The organism is Myxococcota bacterium, assembly GCA_035498015.1.
GTDB lineage: Bacteria > Myxococcota_A > UBA9160 > SZUA-336 > SZUA-336 > VGRW01.
On record DATKAO010000212.1, the window covers coordinates 1 to 12793 of the forward strand.

Below are 12793 nucleotides of genomic sequence, written 5' to 3' on the forward strand. Positions count from 1 at the left end.
GAAGGCCAAGGCGGCGGGCGCGACCGTGCGCGTGCGGCAGTTCCGCAGCGCGATCGGCTACGGGCCCGACCAGCACCAGACGTTGCGCGGGCTCGGGCTGGGCAAGCCGAACCAGGTGCGCGAGCTCGTCGACACGCCGGCCGTGCGCGGCATGATCCGCAAGGTGAGTCACTTGGTGCAGGTGGAGAACGGCTGATGCTCGATCGATTGAAGCCCGCTCCCGGCTCGCGGCGCCCGCGCAAACGCGTGGGCCGCGGCATCGGCTGCGGCAGCGCGAAGACCTCGGGCCGCGGCACGAAGGGCGCCGGTGCGCGCGCGGGCCGCAAACACAAGCCGCATCGCGAAGGCGGTCAGATCCCGCTCGTCATGCGCCTGCCCAAGCGCGGGTTCACCAATCCGATGGCCGACGGCGGCGCGCAGGTGGTGAACGTGAAGGCGCTCGCGCGCTTCAAGAAGGGCGCGGAGGTCGACGCCGCGGCGCTGGCCGAAGCAGGGCTGATCCGCAGCGCCAGCGGTCCCGTGAAGGTGCTCGGCGACGGTCCCTTGGAGGCCGCGCTGAAAGTGCGAGTCAGCGCGGTCTCGAGCTCGGCGCGGGCCAAGATCGAAGCCGCCGGCGGCAGCGTGGAGCTGGTGTAAGTCATGAACCCCGGAGCGCTCGGCAACATCACGAGGATCCCGGAGCTGAACAGGCGCATCCTGTTCACCTTCGCGATGCTCGCGGTGTACCGCATCGGCTGTGCGGTGCCGACTCCGGGCATCGATCCCAACGAGATCCGCCGCTACTTCGAGCAGTCGGGTCACGGCGGCGGGATCTTCGACTATCTCAACCTGTTCACGGGCGGCGCGTTCGAGCAGCTGTCGATCTTCTCGCTCGGCATCATGCCGTACGTCTCGTCGTCGATCATCCTCCAGCTGCTCTCCGTCGTGATTCCCAAGCTCGACGAGCTGCGCAAAGAGGGCGAAGAGGGGCGGCGCGTGATCACGCGCTGGACCCGCTACGGCACGGTCGTGCTCGCAGTGCTCCAGGGCTTCCTCATGGCGACCGCGCTCGAGAACGGGCTGCTCGGTCCCAACACCGTCATGCACCCGGGCTGGGGCTTCCGGATCACCACCATCCTTACTCTCGCCGCGGGCACCTCGTTCATCATGTGGCTCGGCGAGCAGATCAACGAGCGCGGCATCGGCAACGGCATCTCACTCGTGATCTTCGCGGGCATCGTGTGCCGCATCCCCTCGGCGCTCTCGCGCGTGTGGGACATGGTGCGCACCGACCAGCTGCCGCCGATCGCGATCCTGCTGCTCGCGGGCGTGATGGTCCTGGTGGTGGGCGTGATCGTGTTCTTCGAGCGCGCGCAGCGGCGCATTCCCATCCAGTACGCGCGGCGCGTGGTCGGGCGGCGTCAGCTCGCCGGCGGCATGTCGTACTTCCCGCTGCGGCTCAACACCTCGGGAGTCATCCCGCCGATCTTCGCGTCGTCGCTGCTCGTGCTGCCGCTGCAGATCTCGCAATGGAGCGGTCACGAGGCGATCGCGGACTTCGTAAACGACTACCTGGGCTGGCGCTCGTGGGGTCACGAGATCCTGTACGTGGCGCTCATCCTGTTCTTCGCCTACTTCTACACCGGGGTCATGCTCGACCCGGACGACGTCGCCGAGAACGTCCGGAAGAACGGCGGCTACATCCCGGGTATCCGCCCCGGCAAGCGCACGGCCGAATACATCCTGCGCGTGCTGAACCGGATCACGCTGATCGGCGCGTCCTATCTCGCTGCGGTGTGCGTGCTCCCCAACTTCCTGCAGAACGAATTCAGCGTGCCGTTCGTGTTCGGCGGCACCGCGCTGCTGATCGTGGTCGGCGTCGCCATGGACACCGTCGGCCAGGTCGAGGCGCATCTCGTGGCGCACAACTACGACACCTTCGTGCAGGGCGCGCGCCTGCGCGGTCGAGGCAACAGATGAGCCGGCAACTCAACCTGATCCTCACGGGCCCGCCGGGCTCGGGGAAGGGCACGCAGGCCAAGCGCCTGGTGGAGAGGTACGGGATCCCGCAGATCTCGACCGGCGAGATCCTGCGCGAGGCGGTGAAGAGCGGCTCCGAGATCGGCAAGCGCGCCAAGGCGATCATGGACGCGGGCGAGCTCGTGCCCGACGAGGTCGTGATCGAGATCGTGCGCCAGCGCATCGCGCGGCCGGACTGCAAGCCGGGCTGCGTGCTCGACGGCTTCCCGCGCACCCAGAAGCAGGCGGTCGCGCTCGACGCGCTGCTGAAAGAGCAGGGCCGCGAGCCCGCGCGCGTGATCGCGCTGACCGTGGCCGACGACGAGATCCGCCGGCGCATCCTGTCGCGCAACGAGGGCCGGGCCGACGACAACGAGGAGTCGGTGAACAAGCGCCTCGAAGTGTTCCGGCGAGACACCGCGCCCGTGCTCGCGCACTACGGCAAGTCGGTGGCCAAGATCGACGGCGTGGGCTCCATGGACGACATCACCGCGCGCATCGTGGCGGCGATCGGAGCGAGCGCATGATCCAGATCAAGTCCAAGCGCGAGCTCGACAAGATGCGCGAGGCCGGGCGCCACGTGGGCGAGATCCTCGTGAAGCTGGCTTCGCTCGCCAAGCCGGGAGTCACGACCGGCGAGCTCGACCGCGCCGCGCGCGAGGAGATCCGCGCGCGCCGGCTGGTGTCCTCCTTCCTGGACTACGCGCCGGGCCAGGCGCCGCCGTTCCCCGCGGTGCTGTGCGCCTCGGTGAACGAGGAGATCGTCCACGGCATTCCGGGCTCGCGCCGGCTGGTCGAGGGCGACCTGCTCAAGCTCGACTTCGGTGCGATCTGCGACGGCTTCCACGGCGACGCCGCGCTCTCGCTCCCGATCGGCCGCATCGACGAGGAGTCCAAGCACCTGGTCGAAGTCACACACCAGTCGCTCGAGCTCGGCATCCAAGAGCTCGCGCCAGGCAAGCGCCTGGGCGACGTCGGCGCGGCGGTGCAGGGTCACGTCGAGGCCAACGGCTTCTCGGTGGTGCGCGACTTCGTGGGGCACGGCATCGGCCGCGCCATGCACGAGCCGCCGCAGCTGCCGAACTTCGGCAAGGCCGGCCGCGGCCAGAGGCTGCGCGAAGGCATGGTGTTCGCGATCGAGCCCATGGTGAACGCGGGCACCTGGCAGGTCGAGGTCCTGGCCGACGGCTGGACCGCGGTCACCGCCGATCGCCGGCGCTCCGCTCACTTCGAACACACCGTGGCGATCACCGACCACGGCCCCGAGATCCTGACCCGAGTCCCGGGGACTCACTGAGGAAGCCATGAAGGTTCGAGCATCGGTCAAGAAGATGTGTGACAAGTGCAAGCTGATCCGCAGGAAGGGCGTCCTGCGCGTGATCTGCGAGAACCCCAAGCACAAGCAGAGGCAGGGCTAGACGATGGCGCGCATCGCGGGCGTCGATCTTCCGCGCGAGAAGGCGGTCAAGGTCGCACTCACCTACATCTACGGCATCGGCCGCTCGTCGGCGGAGAAGATCTGCGACGAGGCGGGCGTGGCTCCGAACACCAAGACCTTCGACCTCGACGAGAGCGAGGTCGTGCGCCTGCGCGACGTGATCCAGGGCCAGTACAAGGTCGAAGGCGACCTGCGGCGCGAGGTCCAGCAGAACATCAAGATGCTGATGGACATCGGCTGCTACCGCGGCCTGCGCCATCGCAAGGGCCTGCCCGTGCGCGGCCAGCGCACTCACACCAACGCGCGCACCCGCAAGGGCCCGCGCAAGACCGTCGCCGGCAAGAAGATCGCGACCAAGAAGTAAGTGAGGAACCGACCCCGTGGGCGTTGCCAAAGCCAAGAAGGTCAAGAAGAAGGTCCGGAAGAACATCCAGACCGGCGTCGCCCACATCCAGGCGACGTTCAACAACACCATCATCACCATCACCGACGTGTCGGGAAACACGATCGCGACCTCGTCGGCCGGCATGATCGGCTTCAAGGGCTCGAAGAAGTCGACGCCCTACGCGGCGCAGATCTGCGCCGAGGACGTGGCGAAGAAGGCGATGGAGCACGGGGTGCGCCAGATCGGCGTGCTCGTGAAGGGGCCGGGCGCGGGGCGCGAGCCGGCCGCGCGCGGTCTGCAGGCCGCGGGCTTCAAGATCACCTACGTGCGAGACGTGACTCCGATCCCGCACAACGGCTGCCGCGCACCGAAGCGGCGCCGCGCTTAGGAGTATCTGCTTGGCACGTTATCACGATTCAGTATGTCGGCTGTGCCGCCGCGAGGGCATGAAGCTGTTCTTGAAGGGCGACCGCTGCTTCTCGGACAAGTGCTCGGTCGAGCGGCGCAACTACCCGCCGGGCCAGCACGGCCAGGGCCGGCCGAAGTTCTCCGACTACGGCCAGCAGCTGCGCGAGAAGCAGAAGGTGCGGCGCATCTACGGCGTGCTCGAGCGGCAGTTCCGCAAGACGGTCGACGAGGCCGCGCACCTCAAGGGCGTGAAGGGCGAGAACCTGATGGCGCTGCTCGAGCGCCGGCTCGACAACGTGGTGTTCCGCCTGGGCTACGTGACCTCGCGCTCCGAGGCGCGCCAGCTCGTGCGCCATGGTCACTTCAAGGTCAACGGCCGGCGGGTGAACGTCCCGTCGTTCCGGGTCAAGAAGGGCGACAAGATCGAGCTCACGGCCCGCGGCCAGAAGGCGGCGCGCATCGAGGGGGCGCTCGGCGCGCTCGAGACGCGCAGCATGCCGAGCTGGCTCACGATCGACAAAGACTTGAAGACCGGCACCATCCTGGGTGACCCGGTCCGCGAGGAGCTCACGCTTCCGATCCAGGAGCAGCTCATCATCGAACTCTATTCGCGCTGAGCACATCCCCTCAGAACGAATCACTCCTCTCTCAGGAGGTCCCATGAACGTAGATCTCATGGTCCGAAACTGGCAAACGCTCATCCGCCCGCGGCGGATCGACATCGAGGACGATCTGTCCGCGACGTACGGGCGCTTCGAGTGTGCGCCGCTGGAGCGCGGCTTCGGGCTCACGCTCGGAAACGCGCTGCGCCGCGTGCTGTTGTCGTCGCTGCAAGGCGCGGCAATCACCTCGGTGCGCGTCGAGGGCGTCCAGCACGAGTTCAGCTCGATCCCGGGCGTGCTCGAAGACGTGACCGACGTGGTGCTGAACCTGAAGGAGGTGCGCCTGCGCGCGCACTCGCCCGAGCCCAAGCAGATCGTGATCAAGAAGCAGGGCCCGGGCGCGGTCACTTCGAGCGACTTCAGCTCGCCTGACCAGACCGTCGAGATCCTCGAGGGCGGGCACCACATCGCCACGCTGTCGGGCGATGCGGAGCTCTCGCTCACCGCGACCGTCGAGGTGGGCAAAGGCTTCGTGCTGGCGGAGAAGAACGCCAAGGAAGACCAGCCGATCGGCACGATTCCGATCGACTCGATCTTCTCGCCGGTGCGCAAGGTGAACTACACCGTCACCAACGCGCGCGTCGGCCGCGAGACCGACTACGACCGGCTGTCGCTCGAGATCTGGACCGACGGCTCGGTCGCGCCCGCCGACGCGCTGGCGTTCGCGGCCAAGATCCTCAAGGACCAGCTCTCGATCTTCATCAACTTCGAAGAAGACGTGGAGCGCCCGCACGCGCCGATGCTCCACTCCGTGACTCCGAACGAGATCCTGTTCCGCCCGGTCGACGAGCTCGAGCTCTCGGTGCGCTCGGCCAACTGCCTGCAGAACGCCGACATCAAGTACATCGGCGAGCTCGTGCAGCGCAGCGAGGCGGAGATGCTCAAGACCAAGAACTTCGGCCGGAAGTCACTGAACGAGATCAAGGAGATCCTGGCCGGCCTCGGCCTCGAGTTCGGCATGAAGCTCGACAACTTCCCGTCTCGCAAGGAGCTCGATCGCCTGCGCGAGGACGCCGACGCCTGACAGGTGAACGGGGCGGGCACGCCTCGGGACTACGGCGCATAGGACTCTCTCGATGAGACACCGAAAAGATCACCGCAAGCTCTCGCGCAACACCGCACATCGCACCGCGATGCTGCGCAACCTCGTGACCTCGCTGTTCGAGCACGAGGAGGTGCGCACCACCACCGCGAAGGCCAAGGAGGTGCGGCGGGTCGCCGAGCGCATGATCACGCTCGGCAAGGAAGGCACGCTGGCCGCGCGCCGCCGCGCGATGGCGACCATCCGCTCGCGCGAGGTGGCGGCCAAGGTCTTCGACGACCTCGCCAAGCGCTACCGCAAGCGGCCGGGCGGCTACACGCGCCAGCTCAAGGTCGGTCCCCGCCGCGGGGACAACGCCGAGATCTCCATCATCCAGCTCGTCGACGCGCGGAAGCCGGACGGCGGGGAGGCGAACGCCGCCACTTGAACCGGCCCGGGAGCGGAACTCTCTCCCTCCTGATCATCGCCGCGCTGTTCGCGGTCGGGGTCGGCGCCTACGTCGCCATGCGGCCACCGCCGGCGCCCGCGCTGCGGAACGGCGCGCAGGCCCCGGACTTCCGCCTGCCCGTGCACGGCGCGGCGCAGGAAGTCTCGCTCTCGGCGCTGCGCGGCAAGGTCGTGTTCGTGAACTTCTGGGCCACCTGGTGCGCGCCCTGCCGCTCCGAAGCGCCGGCGCTGGAGCGCCTGCACCAGACACTGCAGGGCAGCGACTTCGAGATCCTGGCCATCTCGATCGACAAGCCCGAGGACGAGCCGGCGATCGACGCCTTCCAGAAGGAGTTCTCGATCGACTTCCCCATCCTGTTGGACCGGGACCGGGGGGTCTACGACGCCTACCAGGTGTCCGGGGTGCCCGAGACCTTCCTGGTCGATCCCAACGGAACGGTGCTCGAACACTTCATCGGCCCTCAGAATTGGGAAGACCCGCGCTACTCTCGGGCGATCCGCCGCGCGCTGGCGGCGGACAAGGAGTCGGGGGGGAGTCCGGGTGAGTGAAGCCGAAGACACGGGCCCGTCTAGACGCCGCGGGCTGCTCTGGGTGGGACCTCTGGCAGCGATCGTGGGGGCGGCAGTGGCGCTCTTGTACGACGCCGACAACGGGCTGCGCGCGGTCTTTCGCGTGAAGGCGGAGCTGCGCCGGGCCGACGAGCGGATCGCCAAGCTCTGGAGCGAGCGCACGGACCTGGTGGGGCGGGCCGATCGCTTGCGCGCCGACTCGTTCGAGATCGAGAGCGTGGCGAGAGAGTCGCTCGGCATGGTGCGGCCGGGCGAGGTCGTGGTCCGGCTGCGCGGCGCGCCCCAGGGTGATTGACCCGCAGGCGGGCGCGGGCTACCGGAATCATCATGCGAGACGAGGTCGACAAACTGCTGCGCGAGGCCGCGGCGCGCGTGCTGCGCGCGCACGCGCCGCAGGCGCTCGACCTGGTTGCCAACCTGTCGGTCGTCCCGCCCAAGACACCCGAGCACGGCGATTTCGCGACCAACGCCGCGCTCATGATGGCCAAGGTGCTCGGCCGGCCGCCGCGCGAGGCCGCGCAGATGCTGAAAGACGAGCTCGGCACGGGCGGCGGGGCGCTGGAACGGGTCGAGATCGCCGGGCCGGGGTTCCTGAACGTCTTTCTCGCGCGCGCGCGCTGGCGCGACTCGATCGCGCGCGTGCTGCGCGAGGGCGCGAGCTTCGGCCGCAGCACCACGGGCGCGGGCTCGAGCGTGATGGTCGAGTTCGTCTCGGCCAACCCCACGGGGCCGCTCACGATCGGCCACGGCCGCAACGCGGTGCTGGGTGACTGCATCGCGAGCCTGCTCGAGGCGATCGGTCACAAGGTCGTGCGCGAGTACTACTTCAACGACGCCGGCCGCCAGATGCGCGTGCTCGCCGAGTCACTGCGCGCGCGCTACCTGCAGGAGCTGGGCGACGCGGCCGAGCTGCCCGAAGAGGGCTACCAGGGCGAATATCTGGTCGAGATCGCGCGCGCGCTCGCCGGCGAGGTGGGGGAAGCCTGGCGCGGCGCGGACGAGGCCCGCTTCAAGGCGCGCGCCACCGAGGCGATCTTCGCCGACATCGAGCGCACGCTGGCGGCGCTGGGCGTGCGCTTCGATTCCTACTTCAACGAGCACACGTTGTTCGAGCGCAAGCTCGTGGACCGCACGCTCGCCGACCTGCGCGCGCGCGGGCTGGTGTTCGACCAGGACGGCGCCGTGTGGCTGCGCTCGACGCAGTTCGGGCTGGAGCGCGATCGCGTGCTGGTGAAGTCGACGGGTGAGGCGACCTATCTCCTGCCCGACGTGGCCTACCACCGCGAGTCACTGGCGCGCGGGCTGGCGACGATCATCGACGTGCTCGGCCCCGACCACATCGCGCAGTTCCCGTACGTGCGCGCGGCGGTCGCCGCGCTGGGCGCCGACGCCGACAAGGTCGAGCTGGTCATGTACCAGTGGGTGAACCTGCGCCGCGGCGGCGAGCTCGTGAAGATGTCGACGCGCAAGGCCTCGTTCGTGACCGTCGACGAGGTGCTGGACGAGGTCGGCCGCGACGTGTTCCGCTACTTCATGGTCGAGCGGCGGGCCGACACGCACCTCGACTTCGACGTCGAGCTGGCGGTCGAGCGCTCCGAGCGCAACCCGGTGTTCAAGATCCAGTACGCGCACGCGCGCCTGTGCAGCATCGCGCGCAAAGCCGAAGAGGCGGGGCTCGTGCTGGGCGACGACCCGCGCGCGCTGTCGCTCGAGCGCGTCGACGCGCCCGAGGAGATCGAGCTGGCCAAGCTCGTCGAACGCCTGCCCGACACCGTGCTGCGCGCCGCGCGCGGGCGCGAGCCGCAGGAGCTGGCGCGCTACCTGCTCGAGCTCGCCAACGCCTTCAACGCCTACATCTCCGACGGGAAGCGACACCGGGTGGTGTCGGATGACCGGGAGCTCTCGCTCGCGAGGCTCGCGCTGGTGTCGACCGTGCGCATCGCGCTGGCGAACGGGCTCGGAATGCTCGGCGTGCACGCGCCGGAACGGATGTGACATGACCGAGCGCGATGCCGACTCCCCGAAGAAATCCGCGCGGCGCCGCTCCAGCCCGGCGCGCTGGCTCTATGGCGGGTTGCTGGTGGCGATCGGCGCCTGCATCGGGATCGTGATCGGCTCCGTCTCGGAGACCCCGCGCATGCTGCTCGAGCGCATGCGCGGCCCGGTCGAGACGGTGGACCTCGAGGCGCCGCAAGCGCCCCCGGCGGCCCCCCAGGCCGCGCCTCCGCTCGAGGCCTTCGGCGAGCTGCAGGGCGGGGCAGCCAAGCCCGCGCCTGCGCCCGCGCCCAAGCGCGAGGTCGCCGCAGTCACTCCGCCCGCGCCCAAGCCCGCGCCAGCCGCCGCGCCCGCGGTCTCGAGCCCGCCGCCCGCGCCGCCAGCGTCTCCCGCGCCCACGCCGGCGCCGGCGAAGAGCCCGGACCAGATCGTGCGCGAGCTCGAGAAGAAGACCTCGCCGCCCGCCGACGCGAGACACCCGGTGATCCAGGTGCTGTCCCTGGCCGAGCGCAAGCAGGCCGACGCGCTGGTCGCCAAGCTGAAGACGCAGGGCTTCGATCCCTACGTGACCGCGATGCCCGACAAGAGCGGCCGCTACCGCGTGCGCGTGCGGCCGAACGGCGGCCAGGACCCCGCCGAGCTCGAGCAGCGCCTGAAGGCGCTCGGCCTCAAGACCTGGGCCACGGCGGAGTGAGTCGCGTCGTGGCGGCGCCTCGCTGGCTCGTGACCGGAGCGGGCGGACAGCTCGGCCGGGCGACGCTCGCGCTCGCGCCCGAGCACGGGGTCACCGCGATCGGTCTCTCGCACGCCGAGCTCGACGTGCAGGACGCCGGCGCGCTGAAGCGCGCGCTCGACGAGCTGCGTCCCGACGTGGTGCTGAACTGCGCCGCGTTCACGGCCGTCGACCGCTGCGAGAGCGAGACCGACGCCGCCGAGCGCGCGAACGCGCTGGCGCCGCGCCTGCTCGCGCAGGCCTGCCGCGGCCAGTCACTCCTGGTGCACGTCTCCACGGACTACGTGTTCGATGGCTCGGCCTCGCAGCCGATTCCGGAGGACGCGCCCAAGCGCCCGCTGTCGGTGTACGGCCGCAGCAAGTCGCGCGGCGAGGACGGCGTGCGCGCGGCCGAAGGCGAGCACCTGATCGTGCGCACCCAGTGGGTGTTCGGCGCGGGTGGGAACTTCGTGCGCACCATCCTGCGCGCGGCCGGGAATGGCGGGCCGCTGCGCGTGGTCGAGGACCAGCTCGGCCGGCCGACCTGGACGCACTCACTGGCGCGCGGGATGTTCGCGGCCGTGGCGGCGGGCGCGCGCGGCGTGCTCCACCTGTGCAACGAGGGCATCGCCTCGTTCTACGAGCTCGCGCGCGAGGCCACGACCGAGGGCGCGCGCCGCGGACTGTGCCCGAAGGTCGAAGTCATTCCCATTCCCACCTCCGAGATGCCGCGTCCGGCGCCGCGCCCCGCGTACGGCGTGCTCGGCCTGGCGCGCGCGCGGGCCCTGGGAATCACGCTCCCGCACTGGCGCGACGCGCTGGCGCAGTATCTCGACGCCGAGCAGGGAGGCCGCGATGCCTAGGGCGCTGATCACCGGCGGCGCCGGCTTCATCGGCTCGCACCTGTGCCGCCGCTTCCTCGGCGACGGCTGGAGCGTGGTGTGCATGGACAACCTGCTCACGGGCCGGCTCGAGAACATCGAGGACCTGTTCGGCCGCGAGGGCTTCCGCTTCGTGAAGCACGACGTCACGAGCTTCATCCACGTGCCGGAGCCGCTCGACGCGGTGCTGCACTTCGCCTCGCCCGCGAGCCCGATCGACTTCGAGAGACTGCCCATCCAGATCCTGAAGGTCGGCGCGCTCGGGACTCACAACGCGCTCGGCGTGGCCAAGGCCAAGGGCGCGCGCTTCCTGCTCGCCTCCACCTCGGAGTGCTACGGCGACCCGGCAGTGAATCCCCAGCCCGAGAGCTACTGGGGCAACGTGAACCCGGTCGGCATCCGTGGGGTGTACGACGAGGCCAAGCGCTTCGCGGAGGCCATGACCATGGCCTACCACCGCTACCACAAGGTCGACGTGCGCATCGTGCGCATCTTCAACACCTACGGCCCGGGCATGCGTCCCGACGACGGCCGCATGATCCCCGCCTTCTTCACGCAGGCGCTGCGCGGCGAGAACCTCACCGTCTTCGGCGACGGCCTGCAGACGCGCAGCGTCTGCTTCGTGTCGGACCTGGTCGAGGGCATCGTGCGGCTGCTCGGCTCGTCGTACGTCGGGCCGATGAACCTGGGCAACCAGCGCGAGCTCACCGTGCTCGAGGTCGCGGAGCTGATCTGCAAAGTGACCGCCTCGAAGTCGCGCGTGATTCACAAGGGCCTGCCGCCCGACGACCCGCAGCAGCGCCGCCCGGACATCTCGCTGGCGAAGCGCGAGCTCGCGGGCTGGGAGCCGCAGGTCTCGCCGGAAGAGGGCTTCGCGCGCACGCTGCCGTACTTCAGGGCCCAGCTCGAGCGCGGTCGCCCGTGAGTGGCTTTCCGCCCGAGCGCGTGCGCAACTTCGCGATCATTGCGCATATCGACCACGGCAAGTCGACCCTGTCGGACCGCCTGATCGAGCTGACCAACACGGTCTCGGAGCGCGAGCGGGTCGACCAGATGACCGACTCCATGGACCTCGAGCGCGAGCGCGGCATCACCATCAAGGCGCAGACCGTGCGCATGCGGTACCGCGCGCAGGACGGGCAGGAGTATCTGCTCAACCTGATCGACACGCCGGGTCACGTGGACTTCCACTACGAGGTGTCGCGCTCGCTGGCCGCGTGTGAGGGCGCGCTGCTCGTGGTCGACGCCGCCCAGGGCGTCGAGGCGCAGACGGTCGCCAACGCCGAGCTCGCGGTGGCGGGCGGGCTCGAGATCATCCCGGTCGTGAACAAGATCGACCTGCCGAGCGCCGACCCCGAGCGCGCGCTGCGCGAGGTCGAGGAGATCGTCGGCATCTCGGCCGAGGGCGCGCTCTTGGTGTCGGCCAAGACCGGCCAGAACGTCGAGGCCATCCTCGAGGCGGTGGTCGCGCGCGTGCCGCCGCCCAAAGGCAACCCCGACGCGCCGCTGCGCGGGCTGATCTTCGACAGCTGGTACGACCCGTTCCTGGGCGCGACGATGCTGGTGCGCGTGGTCGATGGATCGCTCGGCAAGCGCGCGCGCATCCAGCTGCTCTCCGACAAGAGTGAGTGGGACGTGACCCTCTTGGGCGTGCCGCAGCTGCGCGTGAAGCCCGTCGAGTCCGTCTCGACCGGCGAGGTCGGCGTGGTGGCGGCCAGCATCCGCGACCCCAAGGCGGTGCGCATAGGCGACACGCTCACCGACGCCGCGAATCCGTGCACCGAGCCGCTGCCCGGCTTCAAGCCCATGCAGCCCATGGTCTGGAGCGGGCTGTATCCCGCCGACCCGGGCAGCTACGACGCCCTGCGCGCCGCGATCGACAAGCTCCAGCTCAATGACTCCTCCTTCACGGCCGAGCCCGAGACCAGCGGTGCCCTCGGCTTCGGCTTCCGCTGCGGCTACCTGGGGCTCCTGCACATGGAGATCGCGCAGGAGAGACTCGAGCGCGAGTTCGGGCTCGACCTGATCATCACCGCGCCCACCGTCGTCTATCGCGTGAAGAAGACCGACGGCAGCACGATCGAGCTGCATCGCCCGAGCGACCTGCCCGACCTGAACGAGATCGAGGAGATCCAGGAGCCGCGCATCCTGGCGCAGATCCACATGCCGACGCCGTACATCGGCGCGGTGCTGCAGCTCTGCCAGGACCGGCGCGGCATCCAGCGCGACCTGGCGGTGCACAGCGACCGGCGCGC

The 12793-nt window shown here is 69.6% G+C and carries 18 protein-coding genes; all 18 read left to right on the forward strand.

The genetic code is table 11. The annotated features are described in order from the left end of the window. Positions 1-25: 25 nt before the first annotated feature. Positions 26-196, forward strand: a complete 171-nt coding sequence (gene rpmD / locus VMR86_18665; GenBank protein HTO09080.1) for a 50S ribosomal protein L30 — start codon at positions 26-28, stop codon at positions 194-196. Continuing rightward, positions 193-636, forward strand: coding sequence for a 50S ribosomal protein L15 (gene rplO, locus VMR86_18670; GenBank protein HTO09081.1), 444 nt, complete (start codon positions 193-195; stop codon positions 634-636). Before rpmD ends, rplO begins: the two co-directional genes overlap by 4 nt. Positions 637-639: 3 nt before the next feature. Further along, a complete protein-coding gene (gene secY, locus VMR86_18675) occupies positions 640-1959 on the forward strand; it encodes a preprotein translocase subunit SecY (protein ID HTO09082.1) in 1320 nt (439 codons plus the stop codon). Next, positions 1956-2525 carry an adenylate kinase gene (locus VMR86_18680; protein HTO09083.1) on the forward strand — a complete coding sequence of 190 codons (570 nt, stop codon included), beginning with the start codon at positions 1956-1958 and terminating at the stop codon, positions 2523-2525. Before secY ends, VMR86_18680 begins: the two co-directional genes overlap by 4 nt. Next, on the forward strand, positions 2522-3295 hold the full coding sequence (map, locus tag VMR86_18685; protein ID HTO09084.1) for a type I methionyl aminopeptidase: 774 nt from the start codon (positions 2522-2524) through the stop codon (positions 3293-3295). The genes VMR86_18680 and map overlap by 4 nt, the downstream gene beginning before the upstream one ends. 7 nt (positions 3296-3302) lie before the next feature. Continuing rightward, positions 3303-3416 carry a 50S ribosomal protein L36 gene (rpmJ, locus tag VMR86_18690; protein ID HTO09085.1) on the forward strand — a complete coding sequence of 38 codons (114 nt, stop codon included), beginning with the start codon at positions 3303-3305 and terminating at the stop codon, positions 3414-3416. A 3-nt stretch (positions 3417-3419) separates the two neighbouring features. Beyond that, positions 3420-3800, forward strand: a complete 381-nt coding sequence (rpsM, locus tag VMR86_18695) for a 30S ribosomal protein S13 (protein ID HTO09086.1) — start codon at positions 3420-3422, stop codon at positions 3798-3800. A gap of 16 nt (positions 3801-3816) precedes the next feature. Then, positions 3817-4209, forward strand: coding sequence for a 30S ribosomal protein S11 (gene rpsK, locus VMR86_18700; protein ID HTO09087.1), 393 nt, complete (start codon positions 3817-3819; stop codon positions 4207-4209). A 10-nt stretch (positions 4210-4219) separates the two neighbouring features. Continuing rightward, the gene (gene rpsD / locus VMR86_18705; GenBank protein ID HTO09088.1) at positions 4220-4846 is read left to right on the forward strand and encodes a 30S ribosomal protein S4; all 627 of its coding nucleotides are present in this window, start codon (positions 4220-4222) and stop codon (positions 4844-4846) included. A gap of 43 nt (positions 4847-4889) precedes the next feature. Continuing rightward, positions 4890-5915 (forward strand): DNA-directed RNA polymerase subunit alpha, encoded by a 1026-nt coding sequence (locus VMR86_18710; protein ID HTO09089.1) that lies wholly within the window; start codon positions 4890-4892, stop codon positions 5913-5915. Positions 5916-5967: 52 nt separating this feature from the next. Then, on the forward strand, positions 5968-6360 hold the full coding sequence (gene rplQ, locus VMR86_18715) for a 50S ribosomal protein L17 (GenBank protein HTO09090.1): 393 nt from the start codon (positions 5968-5970) through the stop codon (positions 6358-6360). Continuing rightward, positions 6357-6929 (forward strand): TlpA disulfide reductase family protein, encoded by a 573-nt coding sequence (locus tag VMR86_18720; protein ID HTO09091.1) that lies wholly within the window; start codon positions 6357-6359, stop codon positions 6927-6929. Before rplQ ends, VMR86_18720 begins: the two co-directional genes overlap by 4 nt. Next, complete coding sequence (locus tag VMR86_18725; protein HTO09092.1) at positions 6922-7245, forward strand: septum formation initiator family protein; 324 nt, start codon at positions 6922-6924, stop codon at positions 7243-7245. The genes VMR86_18720 and VMR86_18725 overlap by 8 nt, the downstream gene beginning before the upstream one ends. A 32-nt stretch (positions 7246-7277) precedes the next feature. Continuing rightward, positions 7278-8945: an arginine--tRNA ligase gene (gene argS / locus VMR86_18730; GenBank protein HTO09093.1), complete on the forward strand. Its 1668-nt coding sequence runs from the start codon at positions 7278-7280 to the stop codon at positions 8943-8945. Position 8946: 1 nt separating this feature from the next. Further along, on the forward strand, positions 8947-9639 hold the full coding sequence (locus VMR86_18735) for an SPOR domain-containing protein (GenBank protein HTO09094.1): 693 nt from the start codon (positions 8947-8949) through the stop codon (positions 9637-9639). Between the two features lie 8 nt (positions 9640-9647). Continuing rightward, positions 9648-10520 (forward strand): dTDP-4-dehydrorhamnose reductase, encoded by an 873-nt coding sequence (gene rfbD, locus VMR86_18740; GenBank protein HTO09095.1) that lies wholly within the window; start codon positions 9648-9650, stop codon positions 10518-10520. Next, on the forward strand, positions 10513-11463 hold the full coding sequence (locus VMR86_18745) for a UDP-glucuronic acid decarboxylase family protein (protein ID HTO09096.1): 951 nt from the start codon (positions 10513-10515) through the stop codon (positions 11461-11463). The genes rfbD and VMR86_18745 overlap by 8 nt, the downstream gene beginning before the upstream one ends. Beyond that, on the forward strand, positions 11460-12793 hold a 1334-nt coding region (gene lepA, locus VMR86_18750; GenBank protein HTO09097.1), incomplete at its 3' end, for a translation elongation factor 4. The genes VMR86_18745 and lepA, both read left to right, overlap by 4 nt.

What these genes read in the sequence shown, in the direction of transcription:
- secY (HTO09082.1), top strand. Translation starts at nt 640, where the DNA reads ATGAACCCCGGAGCGCTCGGCAACATCACGAGGATCCCGGAGCTGAAC.
- VMR86_18680 (HTO09083.1), top strand. Translation starts at nt 1,956, where the DNA reads ATGAGCCGGCAACTCAACCTGATCCTCACGGGCCCGCCGGGCTCGGGG.
- map (HTO09084.1), top strand. Translation starts at nt 2,522, where the DNA reads ATGATCCAGATCAAGTCCAAGCGCGAGCTCGACAAGATGCGCGAGGCC.
- rpmJ (HTO09085.1), top strand. Translation starts at nt 3,303, where the DNA reads ATGAAGGTTCGAGCATCGGTCAAGAAGATGTGTGACAAGTGCAAGCTG.
- rpsM (HTO09086.1), top strand. Translation starts at nt 3,420, where the DNA reads ATGGCGCGCATCGCGGGCGTCGATCTTCCGCGCGAGAAGGCGGTCAAG.
- VMR86_18710 (HTO09089.1), top strand. Translation starts at nt 4,890, where the DNA reads ATGAACGTAGATCTCATGGTCCGAAACTGGCAAACGCTCATCCGCCCG.
- rplQ (HTO09090.1), top strand. Translation starts at nt 5,968, where the DNA reads ATGAGACACCGAAAAGATCACCGCAAGCTCTCGCGCAACACCGCACAT.
- argS (HTO09093.1), top strand. Translation starts at nt 7,278, where the DNA reads ATGCGAGACGAGGTCGACAAACTGCTGCGCGAGGCCGCGGCGCGCGTG.
- VMR86_18735 (HTO09094.1), top strand. Translation starts at nt 8,947, where the DNA reads ATGACCGAGCGCGATGCCGACTCCCCGAAGAAATCCGCGCGGCGCCGC.
- VMR86_18745 (HTO09096.1), top strand. Translation starts at nt 10,513, where the DNA reads ATGCCTAGGGCGCTGATCACCGGCGGCGCCGGCTTCATCGGCTCGCAC.